14 protein-coding genes and 1 tRNA gene are annotated in these 19,374 nt (G+C 69.9%); 10 read left to right on the top strand and 5 right to left on the bottom strand.

Annotation, left to right across the window (positions count from 1 at the left end):
- Positions 1-138: 138 nt before the first annotated feature.
- The 7 genes from ACIGXO_RS29825 (at position 139) to ACIGXO_RS29795 (ending at position 9,615) form a co-directional block, all read left to right on the top strand.
- Complete coding sequence (locus ACIGXO_RS29825; protein WP_399792967.1) at positions 139-2,421, top strand: FdhF/YdeP family oxidoreductase; 2,283 nt, start codon at positions 139-141, stop codon at positions 2,419-2,421.
- 255 nt (positions 2,422-2,676) lie between these two features.
- A complete protein-coding gene (locus ACIGXO_RS29820; protein WP_399792965.1) occupies positions 2,677-3,150 on the top strand; it encodes a PaaI family thioesterase in 474 nt (157 codons plus the stop codon).
- A 607-nt stretch (positions 3,151-3,757) separates the two neighbouring features.
- Positions 3,758-4,978, top strand: a complete 1,221-nt coding sequence (locus ACIGXO_RS29815; protein ID WP_399793302.1) for a branched-chain amino acid ABC transporter substrate-binding protein — start codon at positions 3,758-3,760, stop codon at positions 4,976-4,978.
- Positions 4,979-5,104: 126 nt separating this feature from the next.
- Entirely contained in the window at positions 5,105-6,034 is a 930-nt protein-coding gene (locus ACIGXO_RS29810; RefSeq protein ID WP_399792963.1) for a branched-chain amino acid ABC transporter permease, read from the top strand.
- Positions 6,035-6,039: 5 nt separating this feature from the next.
- Positions 6,040-7,854 (top strand): branched-chain amino acid ABC transporter permease, encoded by a 1,815-nt coding sequence (locus tag ACIGXO_RS29805; protein WP_399792961.1) that lies wholly within the window; start codon positions 6,040-6,042, stop codon positions 7,852-7,854.
- Positions 7,855-7,864: 10 nt separating this feature from the next.
- The gene (locus ACIGXO_RS29800) at positions 7,865-8,902 is read left to right on the top strand and encodes an ABC transporter ATP-binding protein (protein ID WP_399792959.1); all 1,038 of its coding nucleotides are present in this window, start codon (positions 7,865-7,867) and stop codon (positions 8,900-8,902) included.
- Complete coding sequence (locus ACIGXO_RS29795; RefSeq protein WP_399792957.1) at positions 8,899-9,615, top strand: ABC transporter ATP-binding protein; 717 nt, start codon at positions 8,899-8,901, stop codon at positions 9,613-9,615. The genes ACIGXO_RS29800 and ACIGXO_RS29795 overlap by 4 nt, the downstream gene beginning before the upstream one ends.
- 179 nt (positions 9,616-9,794) lie before the next feature.
- Here ACIGXO_RS29795 and ACIGXO_RS29790 read toward each other — a convergent pair whose 3' ends face one another.
- On the bottom strand, positions 9,795-10,466 hold the full coding sequence (locus tag ACIGXO_RS29790) for an ANTAR domain-containing response regulator (protein WP_399792955.1): 672 nt from the start codon (positions 10,464-10,466) through the stop codon (positions 9,795-9,797).
- A gap of 95 nt (positions 10,467-10,561) precedes the next feature.
- On the opposite strand from ACIGXO_RS29790, the gene ACIGXO_RS29785 reads away from it, so the two are divergent.
- Positions 10,562-10,636 (top strand) — tRNA-Leu (locus ACIGXO_RS29785).
- 110 nt (positions 10,637-10,746) lie between these two features.
- Entirely contained in the window at positions 10,747-11,496 is a 750-nt protein-coding gene (locus ACIGXO_RS29780) for a hypothetical protein (protein ID WP_399792953.1), read from the top strand.
- Positions 11,497-11,514: 18 nt separating this feature from the next.
- Here the strand turns inward: ACIGXO_RS29780 and pyk are convergent, their stop codons facing one another.
- The gene (gene pyk / locus ACIGXO_RS29775) at positions 11,515-12,951 is read right to left on the bottom strand and encodes a pyruvate kinase (protein ID WP_399792951.1); all 1,437 of its coding nucleotides are present in this window, start codon (positions 12,949-12,951) and stop codon (positions 11,515-11,517) included.
- 255 nt (positions 12,952-13,206) lie between these two features.
- Positions 13,207-13,944 carry an SIMPL domain-containing protein gene (locus ACIGXO_RS29770; protein WP_399792948.1) on the bottom strand — a complete coding sequence of 246 codons (738 nt, stop codon included), beginning with the start codon at positions 13,942-13,944 and terminating at the stop codon, positions 13,207-13,209.
- Between the two features lie 346 nt (positions 13,945-14,290).
- Between ACIGXO_RS29770 and ACIGXO_RS29765 the strand changes: the two genes are divergently transcribed.
- The gene (locus ACIGXO_RS29765) at positions 14,291-16,117 is read left to right on the top strand and encodes a bifunctional metallophosphatase/5'-nucleotidase (protein ID WP_399792946.1); all 1,827 of its coding nucleotides are present in this window, start codon (positions 14,291-14,293) and stop codon (positions 16,115-16,117) included.
- Here the strand turns inward: ACIGXO_RS29765 and ACIGXO_RS29760 are convergent.
- Entirely contained in the window at positions 16,073-17,536 is a 1,464-nt protein-coding gene (locus tag ACIGXO_RS29760) for a lysine N(6)-hydroxylase/L-ornithine N(5)-oxygenase family protein (protein ID WP_399792944.1), read from the bottom strand. The genes ACIGXO_RS29765 and ACIGXO_RS29760 overlap by 45 nt on opposite strands.
- Positions 17,533-19,251: a pyridoxal phosphate-dependent decarboxylase family protein gene (locus ACIGXO_RS29755; RefSeq protein WP_399792942.1), complete on the bottom strand. Its 1,719-nt coding sequence runs from the start codon at positions 19,249-19,251 to the stop codon at positions 17,533-17,535. The genes ACIGXO_RS29760 and ACIGXO_RS29755 overlap by 4 nt, the downstream gene beginning before the upstream one ends.
- Positions 19,252-19,374: the final 123 nt, after the last annotated feature.

The raw sequence follows: 19,374 nt of genomic DNA, 5'->3' as shown, positions 1-19,374 counted from the left end.
GCGCGTGGCAGGATCGATCACAGGCGGAAGGACGTACGGAGACTTGTTCCATACATGATCCAGATGCCTGAATGGTGATATACAGAACGGCTGCTCGCCCACGGCAGCCCAGCATCATCGGCACCCAGGGAGAACGCCATGGCAGGCAAAGCACCCGAGTCGGACCCGGTACAGGACGCACCCGAGGTCAGCGGCCCGAAGCACTCGGCCGTCGGCCTGCCCGCCATCACCCACGCGCTGCGCGTCTCCCGGCAGCAGATGGGCGTGAAGCGCACGGCCCTGACGCTGCTGCGCGTGAACCAGAAGGAAGGCTTCGACTGCCCCGGCTGCGCCTGGCCCGACCCCGACCACCGGCACGCGGCGGAGTTCTGCGAGAACGGCGCCAAGGCCGTCGCCGAGGAAGCCACCCTGCGCCGCGTCACGCCCGACTTCTTCGCCACCCACTCCGTCGCCGACCTCGCGGGCCGCAGCGGCTACTGGCTCGGCCAGCAGGGCCGCCTCACCCAGCCCATGTACCTCGCCGAGGGCGCGACGCATTACGCCCCCGTGCCCTGGGAGCGCGCGTTCGACATCATCGCCGAGGAGCTGACCGGCCTCTCCTCCCCCGACGAGGCCGTCTTCTACACCTCCGGGCGCACGAGCAATGAGGCCGCGTTCCTGTACCAGCTCTTCGCCCGCGAGTACGGCACGAACAACCTCCCCGACTGCTCGAACATGTGCCACGAATCCTCCGGCTCGGCCCTCACCGAGACCATCGGCATCGGCAAGGGCAGCGTCTCCCTGGAGGACCTCTACAAGGCCGACCTGATCATCGTCGCCGGTCAGAACCCGGGCACGAACCACCCCCGCCAGCTCAGCGCCCTGGAGAAGGCCAAGGCCAACGGCGCGAAGATCATCTCCGTCAATCCGCTGCCCGAGGCCGGCCTGGAACGCTTCAAGAACCCGCAGACCCCGCGCGGCCTGGCCGGCGGCGGCACGTCCCTCACCGACCTCTTCCTGCAGATCCGGCTCGGCGGCGACCAGGCCCTCTTCCGGGCGCTCAACCATCTCCTCCTGCAGACCGACGGCGCGCTCGACGAGGACTTCATCCGGGAGCACACCCACGGCTTCGAGGAGTTCGCCGCCGCCGCGGGCGACGGTCTGGACTGGGACGAGACCCTGCGGGCCACGGGCCTGACCCGCGCCGAGATCGACGAAGCGCTGCGCATGGTCCTCGCCTCCCAGCGCACGATCGTGTGCTGGGCCATGGGCCTCACCCAGCACAAGCACTCCGTCCCCACCATCCGGGAAGTCGTCAACTTCCTGCTGCTGCGCGGCAACATCGGCCGCCCCGGCGCCGGCGTCTGCCCCGTACGCGGCCACAGCAACGTCCAGGGCGACCGCACGATGGGCATCTTCGAACGCCCCGCGCCCGCCTTCCTGGACGCCCTGGAGAAGGAGTTCGGCTTCGCTCCGCCCCGCGAGCACGGTTACGACGTCGTACGCGCCATCCGGGCGCTGCGCGACGGACAGGCCAAGGTCTTCTTCGCCATGGGCGGCAACTTCGTCTCCGCCACCCCCGACACCGAGGTCACCGAAGCCGCCGTGCGCCGGGCGAACCTCACCGTCCACGTCTCCACGAAGCTCAACCGCTCGCACGCCGTCACCGGCGCCCGCGCGCTGATCCTGCCCACCCTCGGCCGCACGGAGAAGGACCTCCAGGGCAGCGGCGAGCAGTTCGTCACCGTCGAGGACTCCATGGGCATGGTGCACGCCTCCCGCGGCCGCCTGGAGCCCGCGAGCCCGCACCTGCTGTCCGAGCCGGCCATCGTCTGCCGCCTCGCCCGCCGGGTCCTCGGCGAGGAGAGCCGCATACCGTGGGAGGAGTTCGAGAAGGACTACGCCACGATCCGCGACCGCATCGCACGCGTCGTCCCCGGCTTCGAGGACTTCAACGCCCGCGTCGCGAGCCCGGACGGCTTCGCCCTGCCGCACGCCCCGCGCGATGACCGCAGGTTCCCCACCGCCACCGGCAAGGCCAACTTCACCGCGGCCCCGGTGGAGTTCCCCGCCGCCCCCGAAGGCCGGCTGCTCCTGCAGACGCTGCGCTCGCACGACCAGTACAACACCACGATCTACGGCCTGGACGACCGCTACCGCGGCATCAAGAACGGCCGCCGCGTGGTCCTGGTCCACCCCGAGGACGCCCGTGCCCTCGGCCTCGCCGACGGCGCCTACACCGACCTCGTCAGCGAGTGGACCGACGGCAGCGAGCGCCGAGCCCCCGGCTTCCGGGTCGTCCACTACCCGACGGCGCGCGGCTGCGCCGCCGCGTACTACCCGGAGACCAATGTGCTGATCCCCCTGGACCACACCGCGGACACCAGTAACACCCCCGCCTCGAAGTCCGTGGTCGTCAGGCTGGAGCCGACGGGGCTCTGACACCCGCGACACCCGCCGCACACCCGGGAGGGGCCGGGCCGCCGCCGGCCCCTCCCGCGGCGGGCCGTGCCAGTGACGAGCCGCACAGTCCTCGCACCCCCGAACTGAGCGCGCGCTCAGTAGCCTGAGGGCGGCACGACGCCCCACCCGGCCGGCTCACGGGCCGGGCCGGCCCCGTACGCGTACGGCCACACCATCCGGACACCGACGAACAGCGACCACGACGAGCAGCGCAAGCGAACGGAGCCGTACGCCATGGGCGAGCAGACCACGACCGCGTTCCCCCAGGAAGTCCTCGACCAGTGGGCCGGGCAGGGCCTGGACCTGCCCGCCCTGTTCTCCGCCGGCCACCTCGGCACGCGGATGAGCGTCCAGGTCGTGGAAGCAGCGCCGGAGCGGGTCGTCGGCACCATGCCCGTCGAAGGCAACACCCAGCCCTACGGCCTGCTGCACGGCGGCGCCTCCGCCGTCCTCGCCGAGACCCTCGGCTCGGTCGGCGCCATGCTCCACGGCGGCCCCGGCAAGCTCGCCGTCGGCGTCGACCTGAACTGCACCCACCACCGCGGCGTACGCACCGGCCTGGTCACCGGCGTCGCCACCCCCGTGCACCGCGGCCGCTCCACCGCGACGTACGAGATCGCCATCACCGACGAGCAGGGCAAGCGCGTCTGCAGCGCCCGCCTGACCTGCCTGCTGCGCGACGCGGAGTCCCCTTCCCAGCCCTCCTGACCTGGCGATTCCGCCCCTGACGGCCTCGCGGCGGCCCCGCTCCGGAAAGCACCCGGAGCGGGGCCGCAGCGCTTTCCCCGCTGCCCGGGCACACCGCCGTCCGGGCACGCCGCCGCCCCGGCCGCCGTCCGGCCGACGCCCGCACCGGAGGCCACCGCCGCCCCGGCTCACGCCCGCAAGGGCGACCACCGCCTCCCACCGCCCTAACGCTGCGTAACCCACGCAATGTGCCCCCGCCGCACGGCTCCCGCTCCGCAGCGGCGGCGCTCCCGTACCGGGCCCCGCACCGCATTCCGGACGCCCCGGCGGCGTCGCACGGCAAATCCCCTCGTAGAAGTGCAAGTTCACGCTCCGCCTGGCGCACACGCCCCATCGGTAAGGACCATCAGTACGAAACGCTCATCGCAGGTCATAACAAGAGCGTCACATCCTCGTCGGCGCCGATGCCCCGGCCAACGGGACCGCCTTACCATCACCGCCAGTCACCGCGCCGCCGGGCGCGCTGTACCAAGCACGGCCTGTACCACCCCTTACAGCCCGGCGCGCGAACGGTCGCGCCACAGCGTGACCACGCCAGGGGAAAGGACTGATCGTGCGTCACCGTTCCTTGCTGATTCTCACCACCGCGGTAGCCGCCGGCGCCCTCACGCTCTCCGCGTGCGGCTCCCGCGGCGAAGACAAGAGCGGCGACGGCTCCAAGGCCACCGTCGTCATCGGCCTCGACGCCCCGCTCACCGGCGAACTCTCCGCCCTGGGCCAGGGCATCAAGAACTCCGCCGACCTCGCCGTCAAGAACGCCAACAAACAGAACGAGGTCGACGGCGTCACCTTCGAACTGCGCCCCCTCGACGACAAGGCACTGCCCAACGCCGGCCAGCAGAACGCCACCAAACTCGCCGGCGACAAGGAAGTACTCGGCATCGTCGGCCCGCTGAACTCCGGCGTCGCCCAGTCCATGCAGCAGGTCGCGCAGTCCAACGGCGTCACCCTCATCTCCCCGGCCAACACCACGCCCGACCTCACCCAGGGCAAGAACTGGAAGAAGAACGACCGCAAACGACAGTTCAGCACCTACTTCCGGACCGCCACCACCGATGAGGTCCAGGGCGCGTTCGACGGCCAGTACGCCTACGAGAAGATGAAGGCCAAGACCGCCTACGTCATCGACGACCAGAAGACCTACGGCGTCGGCCTGGCCTCCTCCTTCAAGGACCAGTTCACCAAGCTCGGCGGCAAGATCGTCGGCACCGAGCACGTCAGCCCCGACGACCGCGACTTCAAGGCCGTCGTCGCCAAGGCCAAGGGCGCCAATCCCGACCTGGTCTTCTACGGCGGCGAATACCCCGCCTCCGGCCCGCTCAGCCAGCAGCTCAAGGACGGCGGCCTCGACGCCCCCCTCATGGGCGGCGACGGCATGTACAGCGCCGACTACATCGAACTGAACAAGAAGGCACAGGGCGACTACGCCTCCTCCGTCGGCAAGCCCGTCGAGCAGCTGCCCTCCGCCAAGAAGTTCATCGCCGACTACAAGGCCGCCGGCTACAAGGACCGCTACGAGGCATACGGCGGCTCCACCTACGACGCCACCTGGGCCATCATCCAGGCCGTCAAGCAGGTCGTCGCCGACAACAACGGCAAGCTCCCCGACGACGCCCGCAAGAAGGTCGTCGACGCCATGAACAAGGTCTCCTTCGACGGCGTCACCGGCAAGGTCGCCTTCGACAAGTACGGCGACACCACCAACACCATGATCACGGCCTACCAGGTCGACGACAAGCAGTGGAAGGCGCGCTTCAGCGCCGAGTTCAAGAAGTTCGACAAGAGCTGACCGGCACCGCCCCTGCCCCCCTCACCGGGCCGCGCCAGCAGGACACCCCAGCCCCTGGCGCGGCCCGCGGCACACCCCCCGCATGCACGGCCCACCGGCACCTTCCCACCCCACGGAGGCCCTGCGGTGAACGAACTGCCGCAACAGCTGGCCAACGGACTCATCCTCGGCGCGATGTACGGACTCATCGCGATCGGCTACACGATGGTCTACGGCATCGTCCAGCTCATCAACTTCGCCCACGGCGAGATCTTCATGGTCGGCGGCTTCGGCGCGCTCACCGTCTACCTCGCCCTCCCGCCCGGCATGTCCCTCATGGCGGCCCTCCCCCTCATGCTCATCGGCGGCATCGCCGTCTCCGTACTCGTCGGTGTGGCCGCCGAACGCTTCGCCTACCGCCCCCTGCGCGGCGCACCCCGCCTCGCCCCCCTCATCACCGCCATCGGCCTGTCCATCGCACTCCAGCAGGCCGTCTGGAAGTGGTACCCCGACGCCAAGAAGGCCCGGGTCTTCCCCCAGTTCAAGGGCGACGCCTTCGACGTCCTCGGCGCCACCGTCCAGCGCGGCGACCTCTTCGTCCTCATCGCCGCCCCGCTCTGCATGATCGCCCTCGGCTTCTTCGTCTCCAAGACCCGCAGCGGCCGCGCCATGCAGGCCACCGCCCAGGACCGCGACACCGCCGCCCTCATGGGCATCGACACCAACCGCATCATCGTCCTCGCCTTCGCCATCGGCGCCGCCTTCGCCGGCGTCGCCGCCGTCGCCTACGGGCTGCGCACCGGCGAGGTCCAATTCCGCATGGGCTTCATCATGGGCCTCAAAGCCTTCACCGCGGCCGTACTCGGCGGCATCGGCAACATCTACGGCGCCATGCTCGGCGGCGTCGTCCTCGGCATCGCCGAAGCCCTCGCCACCGCCTACGTCGAAGACATCCCCGGCATGACCCAGTTCGGCGGCGGAGCCTGGAAAGACGTCTGGGCCTTCGTCCTCCTCATCCTCGTACTCCTCCTGCGACCACAGGGCCTCCTGGGCGAACGCGTCGCGGATCGGGCGTGATAGCGATGACCACCGCACCCACCACGAACCCGGCCGCCGCGGACACCCCCGCACCCACCCCCGGCCTCCTTCCCCTCCCCGCACGCGCCGCCCGCCTCGTCACCGCCGCCGGCGCCCTGGCCACCACCGCCTCCACCAGCATGTCCTGGACCTGGAGCAGCGAATTCCCCGGCGACCTCACCTACTACGGCTCCCCCGCCGGACTCCAGCTCATCACCCTCACCGGAGCCCTCCTCACCCTCGCCTTCGCCCTGGCCGGCCTCGGCGTCCGCGGCCTGGCCCTCCTCACGCCCGGCGGCCGCAACGCGCCCGCCCTCCTCGCCGCCCTCGGCACCTTCGCCGCCACCTGGTTCACCCTCGCCGCCATCGCCGTACAACTCGGCGGCCTGGTCAACCTCGAACCCGGCGGCTTCCTCGCCGGCATCACCGCACTGATCACCCTCGCCGGCGCCCTCGGCCTCCCCGCCGACCACACCCCCGGCACACCCCCGCACGGCCCGTGGCAGCGCTTCACCAACAGCTGCGCGGCCGTCCCCACACCCCGGCCCGCCAAACAGCTCCCCGCCTGGGCCGAGATCCTCCTCATCGCCGTCGCCTTCGGCATCGCCCTCTTCACCTTCACCTACGGCATCGACGCCGAGGACGGGCCCCCCTTCGTCGGCTACCTCCTCTTCGTCGCACTCGCCATCCCCGCCGTCCACCGCGCCGGCCTGATCAACCGCCTCACCGCACTCACCCACCGGCACCGCGGCATCTCACTCGTCGCCGCCTTCCTCGCCGCGGCCGCCTTCCCCTTCACCCAGGACACCGACGAGTACACGATCATCGGCGCCAACATCCTGATCTTCGCCACCGTCGCCCTGGGCCTCAACGTCGTCGTCGGCCTCGCCGGCCTCCTCGACCTCGGATACGTCGCCTTCCTCGGCGTCGGCGCCTACGCCGCCGCACTCGTCTCCGGCTCGCCCGACTCCGCCCTCGGCGTCCAATTCCCCTTCTGGGCCGCCCTGCTCACCGGAGCCGCCGCCGCCCTCGTCTTCGGCGTCCTCATCGGCGCCCCCACCCTGCGACTGCGCGGCGACTACCTCGCCATCGTCACCCTCGGCTTCGGTGAGATCTTCCGCATCGCCATGCTCAACCTCAACGGCACCACCGGACCCGACGTCACCAACGGCGCCATGGGCATCCCCAACATCCCCAACCTGGAGATCGCAGGCTTCAACTTCGGCGAACCCCACGACATCCTCGGGGTCACCATCGCCACCTACGGCAACTACTACCTCCTCATGATCCTCGTGACGGCCTTCGTCGTCCTCGTCTTCCGCCGCGCCGCCGCCTCCCGCATCGGCCGCGCCTGGATCGCCATCCGCGAGGACGAAACCGCCGCCGTCGCCATGGGCATCAACTCCTTCCGCCTGCGCCTCCTCGCCTTCGCCCTCGGCGCCGCCCTCGCGGGACTCGCCGGAACCGTCCATGCACACGTAGTAACGACCGTCACACCCGAGCAGTTCCAGTTCGCCGGACCCCAGCCGCCCAACTCCGCCTTCCTCCTCGCCGCCGTCATCCTCGGCGGTATGGGCACCCTCAGCGGACCCCTCGTCGGCGCGGCACTCCTCTTCCTCATCCCCGCCAAGCTGGACTTCCTCCAGGACTACCAGCTCTTCCTCTTCGGCCTCGCCCTCGTCCTCCTCATGCGCTTCCGCCCCGAAGGACTCATCCCCGACCGCCGCAAGCAGCTCGAATTCCACGAGACCGGCCAGCTCGACGTGCCCGAACAGCGGCTGAGCGACGACACGACCGGCGTCACCAAGGCAGGGGCGTGAGGAGGACACCATGACCACACCCACCACCGTCACGAAGAACGACGGCGCCGTCCTCGAAGCCGCCGGCGTCACCATGCGCTTCGGCGGACTCACCGCCGTACGCGCCGTCGACCTCACCGTCGCCCCCGGCGAGATCGTCGGCCCCAACGGTGCCGGCAAAACCACCTTCTTCAACTGCCTCACCGGCCTCTACACCCCCACCGAAGGCACCGTCAGCTACAAAGGCACGCGCCTCTCCCCCAAACCCCACCTCGTCACCCAGGCCGGAGTCGCCCGCACCTTCCAGAACATCCGCCTCTTCGCCAACATGACCGTCCTGGAAAACGTCCTCGTCGGCCGCCACACCCGCACCAAAGAGGGCCTCTGGTCCGCCCTCCTCCGCGGCCCCGGCTTCAAAAAAGCCGAACGCGGCAGCGAAGCCCGCGCCATGGAACTCCTGGAATTCACCGGCCTGGCCGCCAAACGCGACCACCTCGCCCGCAACCTCCCCTACGGCGAACAACGCAAGCTCGAAATCGCCCGCGCCCTCGCCAGCGAACCCGGCCTCCTCCTCCTGGACGAACCCACCGCCGGCATGAACCCCCAGGAAACCCGCGCCACCCAGAACCTCGTCCTCGCCATCCGCGACCAGGGCACCGCCGTCCTCGTCATCGAGCACGACATGCGCTTCATCTTCAACCTCTGCGACCGCGTCGCCGTCCTCGTCCAAGGCGAAAAACTCATCGAAGGCACCGCGGACGTCGTCCAGGCCGACGAACGCGTGATCGCCGCGTACCTCGGTACGCCCTTCGAAGGCGCACCCGGCGACGAGGAAGCCGCCGAAGTGGACGCGGCGGAAACGCACGCGGCGGAGACCCAGGCCGCCGAACCCAGGGCGGCACAACCGGACGACGACGGTACGGACCCCGGTACGAGCGCTGCGTCCGATGGGAGCGCTGCACCCGGTACGAGCGCCGGGCCCGGTAGCGCCGCTGCGCCCGGTACGAGCGGCGCACCCGGTACAAACACCGCGCCCGACGAGAACCCCCCGAACGGAGACGCGCGATGACCGCCCTGCTCGAAGTCGAGGACCTCCGCGTCGCCTACGGCAAGATCGAAGCCGTCAAAGGCATCTCCTTCACCGTCAAAGCCGGCCAGGTCGTCACCCTCATCGGCACCAACGGCGCCGGCAAGACCACCACCCTGCGCACCCTCTCCGGCCTCCTCAAACCACTCGCCGGAAAGATCACCTTCGACGGCGACGTACTCAACGGCGTCGCCCCCCACAAGATCGTCGAACGCGGCCTCGCCCACTCCCCCGAAGGCCGCCGCCTCTTCCCCCGCCTCACCATCGCCGAAAACCTCCAGCTCGGCGCCTTCCTCCGCAAAGACAGCAACGGCATAGAACGCGACATCCAGCGAATCTACGAGCTCTTCCCCATCCTCGGAGAACGCCGCAAACAAGCCTCCGGCACACTCTCCGGCGGCGAACAGCAAATGCTCGCCATGGGCCGCGCCCTGATGTCCCGCCCCAAGCTGCTCATGCTCGACGAACCCTCCATGGGCCTCTCCCCGATCATGATGCAGAAGATCATGGAGACCATCCGCGAACTGCGCTCCCAGGGCACGACGATCCTCCTCGTCGAACAGAACGCCCAGGCCGCCCTCTCCCTCGCCGACCACGGCCACGTCATGGAAATCGGCCGCATCGTCCTCTCCGGCACCGGCCAGGACCTCCTCCACGACGAGTCGGTCCGCAAGGCGTACCTGGGAGAGGACTGACGCGGTACGCACACGGCCACCGCACGCACACGGCCACCGCCACCCCGCCGCGCGTCCGGACAACACCGAGGGCCGCACCGTGATCACGGTGCGGCCCTCGGCACAGAACGGGAGCGCTGCCCTACTCGGAGGGCTGCCCCTCCACTCAGAGGACTGCCCTCTACTCGGAGGGCTGCCCTCTACTCGGAGGACTGCTCCTTCTGCTCCTTCTCCTTCTGCTTCTTCTCCTCGGCGTCCTCGATGACCGCCTCGGCGACCTGCTGCATCGAGAGCCGGCGGTCCATCGACGTCTTCTGGATCCAGCGGAAGGCGGCGGGCTCGGTCAGCCCGTACTGCGTCTGCAGAATGCTCTTCGCGCGGTCGACCAGCTTCCGCGTCTCCAGGCGCTGCGTGAGGTCCGCGACCTCCTTCTCCAGCGTCCGCAGCTCCGTGAACCGGCTCACGGCCATCTCGATCGCCGGCACGACGTCGCTCTTGGAGAACGGCTTGACGAGGTACGCCATCGCGCCGGCGTCCCGCGCCCGCTCGACCAGCTCACGCTGGGAGAACGCGGTCAGCATCAGCACGGGCGCGATGCTCTCCTCGGCGATCTGCTCCGCAGCGGAGATGCCGTCCAGGACGGGCATCTTCACATCGAGGATCACCAGGTCGGGGCGGTGCTCGCGGGCCAGCTCCACGGCCTTCGCGCCGTCACCGGCCTCGCCGACGACCGTGTAGCCCTCCTCCTCCAGCATCTCTTTGAGATCCAGGCGGATGAGCGCCTCGTCCTCGGCGATGACGACGCGGGTGGTCTGCGGCGGGACGTGCGACTGCTCGTCGGCGACGGGCTGCTCGGGCTCGGCGGCGCTCACGTGACTCCTCGTTCCAGGCAGGTGGTGCCCCACGAGCCTACCTATCTCCTGTATGTTTGATGCACGGAGGGCCTCGGCCCACCTTCCTTTGCAAGGCCCCGGTAGCCCAATTGGCAGCAGGCAATGGATTCAAAACCCATACAGTGTCGGTTCGAGTCCGACCCGGGGCACTTTACCTTCGAATCGAAGATGCGACACCGGTCAGCGATCTTCACTCGGTTTGGTGAACACTCCTTCGAATCGACCCGCTGAGGGTAAAAGTCCCGCCAAACTCGGCCCCGTGTACGACCTTGAAACGCGTAAGCGTGCGCTCGCGCTCGTCTCCCACGGCCGCAGTCTCAACTCCGTCAGCAAGCAGACCGGCATATCCCGCGCCGCGATCCGCCAGTGGCAGGTACGGATCGAGCCGATCTCCCGCCCCGGTGAGTGTTCTCGGCCCGACGATCTCCCCGCCTACTCGTACCTGCTGGGTCTCTACCTCGGCGACGGCTGCCTCAGCAGACAGCCACGGGGTGGCTACGCCTTACGCATCGCCTGCGCCGACGCATGGCCCGGACTCATCTCCGCATGCCGCGATGCCATCTTGCGCGTGCGCCCCGCGAACAGCGTCTGTCTCGTCCGCAAGCAGGGCTGCGTCATGGTGACCAGCTACAGCCGCCACTGGCCGTGCCTCTTCCCGCAGCACGGCCCCGGCAGGAAGCACGAGCGCCGCATCGCCCTCGAACCCTGGCAGCAAGAAATCGTCGACGCGTATCCCTGGGAGCTCATACGCGGGCTGATCCACTCCGACGGGTGCCGGATCACCAACTGGACGACCCGGATGGTCGGCGGCGAGCGGAAGCGCTACGAGTATCCGCGGTACTTCTTCACGAATACCTCCGACGACATCGTGCGGCTCTACACCGACACCCTGGACTCGCTCGGCGTGGAGTGGAAGCCCGCCCGGCAGGCGCGCCAAGCCGAGAACATCTCCGTCGCCCGACGGGCGTCCGTCGCGCTCATGGACGCCCACGTCGGGCCGAAGTACTAGGCGCGCGGCCCGCCGCCGCTACCTCGGGGAGTCGTCCTCGCCGATGTGGTGGACGCGGACCAGGTTGGTCGAGCCGGGGACGCTCGGAGGGGAGCCGGCCGTGATGATCACGACGTCGCCACGCTGGCAGCGGCCGATGCGCAGGAGTTGCTCGTCGACCTGGGCGACCATCTCGTCCGTGGAGTCGACGGTCGGGCCGAGGAACGTTTCGACGCCCCAGGTGAGGTTCAGCTGGGAGCGCGTGGCCGGCTCCGGCGTGAAGGCGAGGAGGGGGATCGGCGAGCGGTAGCGGGAGAGGCGGCGGACCGTGTCGCCGGACTGCGTGAAGGCGACGAGGAACTTCGCGCCGAGGAAGTCGCCCATCTCGGCGGCGGCGCGCGCCACCGCCCCGCCCTGCGTGCGCGGCTTGCTGGTCTCGGTGAGCGGCGGCAGCCCCTTGGCGAGGATGTCTTCCTCGGCGGCCTCGACGATGCGGCTCATCGTGCGGACGGTCTCGGTGGGGTACTTGCCGACGGACGTCTCGCCGGAGAGCATCACCGCGTCCGTGCCGTCGATGACGGCGTTGGCGACGTCGGAGGCTTCGGCGCGCGTCGGCCGGGAGTTGTCGATCATCGAGTCGAGCATCTGCGTGGCGACGATGACCGGCTTGGCGTTGCGCTTGGCGAGCTTGACCGCGCGCTTCTGAACGATCGGGACCGTTTCGAGCGGCATTTCGACGCCGAGGTCACCGCGGGCGACCATGATGCCGTCGAACGCGGCGACGATGTCGTCGATGTTGTCGACCGCCTGCGGCTTCTCGACCTTGGCGATGACGGGGAGGAAGCGCCCTTCCTCGCGCATGATGCGGTGGACGTCTTCGATGTCGCGGCCGCTGCGTACGAAGGAGAGCGCGATGACGTCGGCGCCGGTGCGCAGTGCCCAGCGGAGGTCGTCCTGGTCCTTCTCGGAGAGGGCGGGGACGGAGACGGCGACGCCGGGCAGGTTGAGGCCCTTGTGGTCGGAGACCATGCCGCCTTCGATGACGCGGGTGCGGACCTTGGGGCCGTCGACGCCGATGACTTCGAGGGTGACCTTGCCGTCGTCGACGAGGATGCGTTCGCCGGTGGTGACGTCGGCGGCGAGTCCCTCGTACGTGGTGCCGCAGACGTGGCGGTCGCCTTGGGTTTCCGGTTCGACGGTAATGGTGAATTCGTCGTCGCGTTCGAGAAGGACGGGGCCTTCCCGGAATCGGCCGAGGCGGATCTTCGGACCTTGAAGGTCGGCGAGTACGCCAACGCTGCGGCCGGTCTCGTCGGATGCCTTGCGGACCCGCTCGTAACGCGCCTCGTGGTCGGCGTAGGTGCCGTGGCTGAGGTTGAAGCGGGCCACGTCCATTCCGGCTTCGACGAGTGCCTTGATCTGCTCGTACGAATCTGTGGCGGGTCCCAGGGTGCAGACGATCTTTGCTCGGCGCATGCCGTCGACCCTATGACTTACCGGTGGGTAGAGAACTGTGGAGAGGTGACTGCCCAACGGCGGTGAGGTGAAAGGCTCTTGACAAGTATTGGAATGTGCGAGTGGCCGCTCCTATGAGCAGCTTTCGAGGCTTGCACGTGCGCTCGTACGCGCTTCCGCACGCCCCCTGCGTGTTCGCACGCCGGGGATAGCTCTTGCTACGCGCGCTCCGGACGGCTCCGTACGCGCCCCCGGCGGGCGGAGCGCGTCACGTCGTCACAGCACCGGGCGGGTCATCGTGAAGCGCGCGTTGACGTGTGCGTACACGGTCTGCTGCTGGGGTTCGAGGTCGAGTGCGGGGGCGGTCTCCTCGTGGGCGGCGCCTCCGTAGGCGGCGCGGGAGCGGAGCATCGGGCTGCCGGGGGGTGCGGCGTTCTCGGCGCCGATGTCGGCGAGTTCGACGAGCGCGTCGAGTCGCGCGCCGAGCGCTTCGGCGTACTCGCGGGCGCGCTGTACGGCTTCGCGCACCGCCTGCTGGCGGGCTTCGCGGTGGGCGGGTGAGTCGGGGCGCAGGTCCCACCAGGGGCCGGCGACGCGGGTGAGTTCCAGGTCGGCGAGGCGGGTGGCGAGTTCGCCGAGTGCGGTGAAGTCGGTGAGGGTGGCGGTGAGGTGGACGTTGCCGTGGTAGGCGCGTACGCGTTCGCCGCGCCCCTTGTGGGTGAGTTGGGGTGTGACGGTGAAGGCGCCGGTGGCGAGCTTTTCCACCGCCTCGCCGTAGCTCTTGAGCAGGTCGAGCACTTCGGCGTTGCGGCGGGTGAGGTCTTGGAGCGCGGTGGCGCGGTCGGTGCCGCGGGCCTGGACGGTGATGCCGATGCGAGCGATCTCGGGGGCGACGTCGAGGCGGGCTTCGCCGCGTACGGCGACGCGCGGGACGTCCGGGGTGCCGTAGGGGACGGCGTCGCCGGGGGTTCCGGCGGGGGCGGTGTCAGTGCTGGTGGTGGGCGCGTCGGTCATGGGGGTGGGGCTCCTTCTCGCGGCGCGGCACGGCCTCGCTCCGGACGGCGTCCTGTTGCGCAGAGCCTCGCACGGCGGCGGGGGTTTGTCAGGCGAGTGCGGGAGCGGCCGGCGGCGTGGCGGTCATCCGATCGCAACCTGTGAGGGGTGTTGCGGGAGGGGCGTCTGCGCCAGAATCTACGCGCGTTGTTCATCCGAACGTGGCGTCTTTCTACGCGCGTTGCTCCGTTGCGCGCCAGTCATACGCGATGTTGCACGCCCCGCTGTACGCACAGCCGTACGCCCAGTTGTACATCCAGTTGTTCGCTCAACGGTTCGCAGGGATGCGGACGGTCAAGGAGAGGTCATGCCGCTCGATCGCAGAACGTTTGTGGGAAGTTCCGTCGCCGCCGGTGCCGGGGTGGCGCTGACGTGCGCCGGTGCGCCGGCCGCCCTGGCGAGCGAGCCGGCCGGCACGCCGGTCCCCGCGGGCCACGGCCACGGGCGCGGCGGCAAGCGTTACGCGTTCACCGTGATGGGCACCACCGACCTGCACGGCAATGTCTTCAACTGGGATTACGCGACGGACGCGGAATTCGACGACCCGGCCCACAACGACGTCGGCCTGGCGAAGATCTCGACCCTGGTGAATGAGGTACGCGCCGAAAAGGGCCGCGGCAACACCCTCCTCATCGACGCGGGCGACACCATCCAGGGCACGCAACTGGCGTACTACTACGCCAAGGTGGATCCGATCACCGGCGCGAACGGCCCGGTGCACCCGATGGCCCGGGCCATGAACGCCATCGGGTACGACGCCGCGGCGCTCGGCAATCACGAGTTCAATTACGGCATTCCGGTGCTGCGCAAGTTCGAGGAGAACTGCGATTTCCCCTTGCTGGGCGCGAACGCGGTGGACGCGAAGTCGCTGCGTCCGGCGTTCCCTCCGTACGTCATCAAGCGGCTCCGCACCCCGCACGGGCGGGACGTGCGGGTCGGAATTCTGGGGCTGACAAATCCGGGTATCGCGATCTGGGACAAGGCGAACGTCCAGGGGAAGATGGCTTTTCCGGGGCTGGAGGAGCAGGCCGCGAAGTGGGTGCCCAAGTTGCGGGCGCTGGGCGCGGACGTGGTGATCATAGCGGCGCATTCCGGGTCGAGCGGCACGTCCTCGTACGGGGATCAATTGCCGTACGTGGAGAACGCGGCGGCGTTGGTCGCGAAGCAGGTGCCGGGTGTCGACGCGATTCTGGTGGGGCACGCGCATACGGAGATTCCGGAATACCGGGTGAAGAATGAGCGGACGGGCCATGAGGTGGTGCTGTCGGAGCCGCTGAAGTGGGGGCAGCGGCTGACGTTGTTCGACTTCGAGCTGGCGTGGGACCGGGGCCGCTGGTCGGTGGACTCGGTGGCGGCGCGGGTGCTGAACTCGAATACGGCGGTGGAGGACGAGCGTATTTCCGGACTGCTGCGTGACGCGCACGCGAAGGTGGTGCGTTATGTGAACCAGGTGATCGGGCGGTCGACCGCACGTCTGTCGGCGGCGGAGGCTCCGTACAAGGACACTCCGGTGCTGGATTTCATCGCGTTCGTGCAGGCGGAGGTGGTGCGGAAGGCGTTGGCCGGGGGCGCGTTCGCGGATCTGCCGGTGGTGTCGCAGGCGTCGTGTTTCTCGCGTACGGCTGAGGTGCCGGCGGGAGATGTGACGATCCGGTCGATGGCGGCGTTGTATCCGTTCGACAATACGCTGGAGGCGCGGGTGCTGACCGGCGCGCAGCTGAAGGATTACCTGGAGTTCTCGGCGCGGTATTACGTGCGGACGCCGGCGGGTGGTGAGGTGGATCCGTCGAAGCTGACGAATGCGGACGGCATTCCGGATTACAACTATGACGCGGTGAGCGGGGTGTCGTACGAGATCGATATCGCGAAGCCGGCGGGGCAGCGGATCGGGAAGCTGCTGCGGGACGGGAAGCCGGTGGGTGCGACAGAACGTTTCGTGCTGGCGGTGAACAATTACCGGGCGAGCGGCGGGGGGAATTTCCCGCATGTGGCCAAGGCGGAGCAGGCGTGGGTGACGTCGGACGAGATCCGGAATCTGATCATTGAGTGGGTGAAGCAGTCGGGGTCGATCGACGTGTCGCGTTTTGCGTCAGTGGACTGGAAGTTGACGCGGGACGGGGTTCCGGTCTTCTGACGGGTGTGTGGTGGCGGGCGGTTGGTACTGGAGCCGCCGCCCGCCGGGGGCCTGCTGTTGCCCGCCCGGTTGCGGTGTCAGGCCGAAGGTGGTGAAGGCGGTGCGGTCGGGGAGGGGGTAAGGCGTGGTGCTGGTGAGGTGGTTGAGGATGACGGCGCTGCGCCAGGCGGCGAGGCCGAGATCGGGGGTGCCGACGCCGTGGGTGTGGCGTTCGGCGTTCTGTACGTAGACGGAGCCGGTGACGCGGGTGTCGAGGTTCAGCCGGTAGTGGGTGTCGATGCGGGGGCGGCCGGCGTTGTCGCGGCGGAGGTAGGGGTCGAGGGCGCTGGTGAGAGCGTCGAGGCTGCGTTCGCGGTAGCCGGTGGCGAGGACGACGGCGTCGGTGCTGAGGCGGCTGCGGGTGTGCTGGTGGGCGTGTTCCAGGTGGAGTTCGATGGTGCGGGTGCCGATGCGGCCCGCAGTGCGGACGGTGACGCCGGGGGTGAGGACGGCGTCGGGCCAGCCGCCGTCGATGGTGCGTTCGTAGAGCTCTTGGTGGATGGCGGCGAGGGTGTCGTGGTCGATGCCTTTGTAGAGCTGCCACTGCTGGGGGATGAGGGCGTCGCGGGTGGCTTCGGGGAGGCCGTGGAAGTACCGCGTGTGGTCGGGGGTGAATTGCTCCAGGCCGAGCTTGCTGTACTCCATGGGCGCGAAGGCGGGCGTGCGCGCCAGCCAGTGCAACCGTTCGTGGCCTGTGGGGCGGTTGCGGAGCAGGTCGAGGAAGATTTCGGCACCGGACTGGCCGGAGCCGATGACGGTGATGTGGTCGGCGGCGAGCAGGCGTTCGCGGTGGTCGAGGTAGTCGGCGGAGTGGATGACGGGGACGGCAGGGGCGTCGGCGAGGGGCTGGAGCGGTTCGGGGATGTGGGGTGCGGTGCCGATGCCGAGGACGACGTTGCGGGCGTAGGTCCTGCCGAGTGCTTCGGTTTCGCCTTCTGCGTCGAGTCGGGTGTGGTCGATCTCGAAGACGGCGTGTTCGGCGTTCCAGCGGAGGGTGTCGATCTGGTGGCGGAAGTGCAGGCCGGGGAGGTTTTCGCTGACCCAGCGGCAGTAGGCGTCGTATTCGGCGCGGGGGGCGTGGAAGCGTTCGGCGAAGTAGAAGGGGAAGAGCCGGTCGCGGTGTTTGAGGTAGTTGAGGAAGCTCCAGGGACTGGTGGGGTCGGCGAGGGTGACGAGGTCGGCGAGGAAGGGGACTTGGAGCGTGGCGCCTTCGATCATGAGGCCGGGGTGCCAGTGGAAGGCGGGCTGTTGGTCGTAGAAGGCGCAGGTCAGTTCGGTGAGGGGGGCGGCGAGGGCGGCGAGTGAGAGGTTGAAGGGGCCGATGCCGACGCCGACGAGGTCGAGGGGGGTGTGGGGGTCGGGGGCGGTGGCGGTGGTCATCGGGGGGTGTGGCCTTCCACTAGGTCGATGAGGGCGCGCAGGTCGTCGGGGTGCGCGTGGGGGTTGAGGAGGGTGGCTTTCAGCCAGAGGCCGGTGGGGGTGGTGGCGCGGCCCAGTACGGCGTGGCCGTCGTGCAGGAGGCGGCGGCGGATGGTGGCGACGGTGGTGTCGTCGGCGCCGGTGGGGCGGAAGAGGACGGTGGTGAGGGTGGGCGGTGAGTGGAGTTCGAGGGTGGGGCGTGCCGCGATGAGGTCGGCGAGGGTGCGGGCGGCGGTGACGGTGCGGTCGACGAGGTCGGCGATGCCGCGGCGGCCGAGTGCCTTGAGGGTGACGGCGATCTTGAGGATGTCGGGGCGGCGGGTGGTGCGTAGCGAACGGCCGAGCAGGTCGGGGAGGCCGGCTTCGGTGTCGTCGTCGGCGTTGAGGTAGTCCGCGCGGTGGTCGAGGGGGGTGAGGTCGCGCGCGTCGGGGACGGCAAGGAAGCCGGCGGCGACCGGCTGCCAGCCGAGTTTGTGCAGGTCGAGAGTGACGGTGTGGGCGCGGTGCAGGCCGGTGAGCAGGTGCCGGTGAGTGTCACTGAAGAGGACCGGCCCGCCGTATGCGGCGTCGACGTGGAACCGGGCGTGGTGTGCGGCGGCGATGTCGGCGAGGGCGGGCAGTGGGTCGATGGCGCCGGAGTCGGTGGTGCCGGCGGTGGCGACGACGAGGAGGGGTCCGCTGAGGCGGTCGAGTGCTGCCGCCAGGTCGGCGGGGTGGAGTGTGCCGTCGGGTGTGGGGACGGTGACGGGCGCGGGCAGTCCGAGCAGCCATGCCGCCCGGTGGATGCTGTGGTGTGCGTTGGCTCCGCAGACGACTTGCAGGGGCGGCCCGGGGGGTGCGGCGGGGCCGGGCTGTGTCGGGTGGGGCGTGTGGGGGTGAGCGGTGGTGTGGGGGTGGGTGCAGTTGTGCGGTCGGGCGGAGTGCTCGGGGCCGTGGGCGGCCCGGTCCCCGACACGATGCCCGTCCGTGTGCGCGCTGCCCTGGCACGAGCCGTGCGCGGGGCCGTGGCAGGGGCCGTACGGGTGCGTGTACGGAGCCGTGTGCGGCGGCGGGTGAGCGGTCGCCCCGTGTGAGGCGGGGGTGCGGTGTTCGCGGGCGGCGCGCTCCGGGTCGGCCTCGTGCCCCCGTAGCGGGTGCTCTCCGGCCGCGTGCTCGGCGGTGTGCTCCCGGGTGGCGTACTCCTGGGCCGCTCGTTCCCTGGCCAGCAGTACGGCGAGCTGGTTCGACTCGGTACCGCCCGTGGTCACCAGGGCTTCGGGGTCGGGCCCCTGGGGGTGCACGAGCTCGGCGAGTGCGCGGGTGGTCAGGGCTTCCAGCTCGGACGCGGCGGGGGCCTGGTCCCAGGAGTCCATGGAGGGGTTGAGGGCAGAGGCGGCGAGGTCGGCTGCGGTGGCCAGGGCGAGCGGTGGGCAGTGCAGGTGGGCGGCGCAGTGCGGGTCGGCGGGGTCGGCGGCTCCCGCGGCGAGCGTGCGGACGACCGCGTGCAGGGCGGCGTGCGGTCCGGCGCCGGTGTCCTGGAGGAGCGGCGCACATGCCTCGCGTACGGCGTCCGCGACGCTCTCGGGGCCGCCCGCCGGCAGTGGCCCGCCGCGTTCGGCGGCCCCGGCGGCCAGGGCGTCGAGCACGGTGTCCAGCAGCGGCCGCAGCGCCTTGGCCCCTTGCGGACCGCCCGCCAACTCCGGTGTTGCGGGGGCGGGTTCGGCGGGTGCGGCGGCGGTGGGCGTGCCGGGGAGCGTGGGCGGAGGGCTGGGAGCGGGGGCCGGTACGTGAGTCGGTACTTGAGCCGGCACTTGAGCCGG

Source organism: Streptomyces sp. NPDC053542, assembly GCF_044544685.1.
In the GTDB taxonomy this organism is placed as follows: domain Bacteria; phylum Actinomycetota; class Actinomycetes; order Streptomycetales; family Streptomycetaceae; genus Streptomyces.
Note: the sequence above shows the minus strand (reverse complement) of the source record. Positions and strands in the feature narration are given on the sequence as shown.

Bases quoted from the DNA above. Each gene is read 5' to 3' on its own strand.
- ACIGXO_RS29825 (WP_399792967.1), top strand. From the start codon at position 139: ATGGCAGGCAAAGCACCCGAGTCGGACCCGGTACAGGACGCACCCGAG.
- ACIGXO_RS29820 (WP_399792965.1), top strand. From the start codon at position 2,677: ATGGGCGAGCAGACCACGACCGCGTTCCCCCAGGAAGTCCTCGACCAG.
- ACIGXO_RS29805 (WP_399792961.1), top strand. From the start codon at position 6,040: ATGACCACCGCACCCACCACGAACCCGGCCGCCGCGGACACCCCCGCA.
- ACIGXO_RS29800 (WP_399792959.1), top strand. From the start codon at position 7,865: ATGACCACACCCACCACCGTCACGAAGAACGACGGCGCCGTCCTCGAA.
- ACIGXO_RS29795 (WP_399792957.1), top strand. From the start codon at position 8,899: ATGACCGCCCTGCTCGAAGTCGAGGACCTCCGCGTCGCCTACGGCAAG.
- pyk (WP_399792951.1), bottom strand. From the start codon at position 12,951: ATGCGCCGAGCAAAGATCGTCTGCACCCTGGGACCCGCCACAGATTCG.
- ACIGXO_RS29770 (WP_399792948.1), bottom strand. From the start codon at position 13,944: ATGACCGACGCGCCCACCACCAGCACTGACACCGCCCCCGCCGGAACC.
- ACIGXO_RS29765 (WP_399792946.1), top strand. From the start codon at position 14,291: ATGCCGCTCGATCGCAGAACGTTTGTGGGAAGTTCCGTCGCCGCCGGT.
- ACIGXO_RS29760 (WP_399792944.1), bottom strand. From the start codon at position 17,536: ATGACCACCGCCACCGCCCCCGACCCCCACACCCCCCTCGACCTCGTC.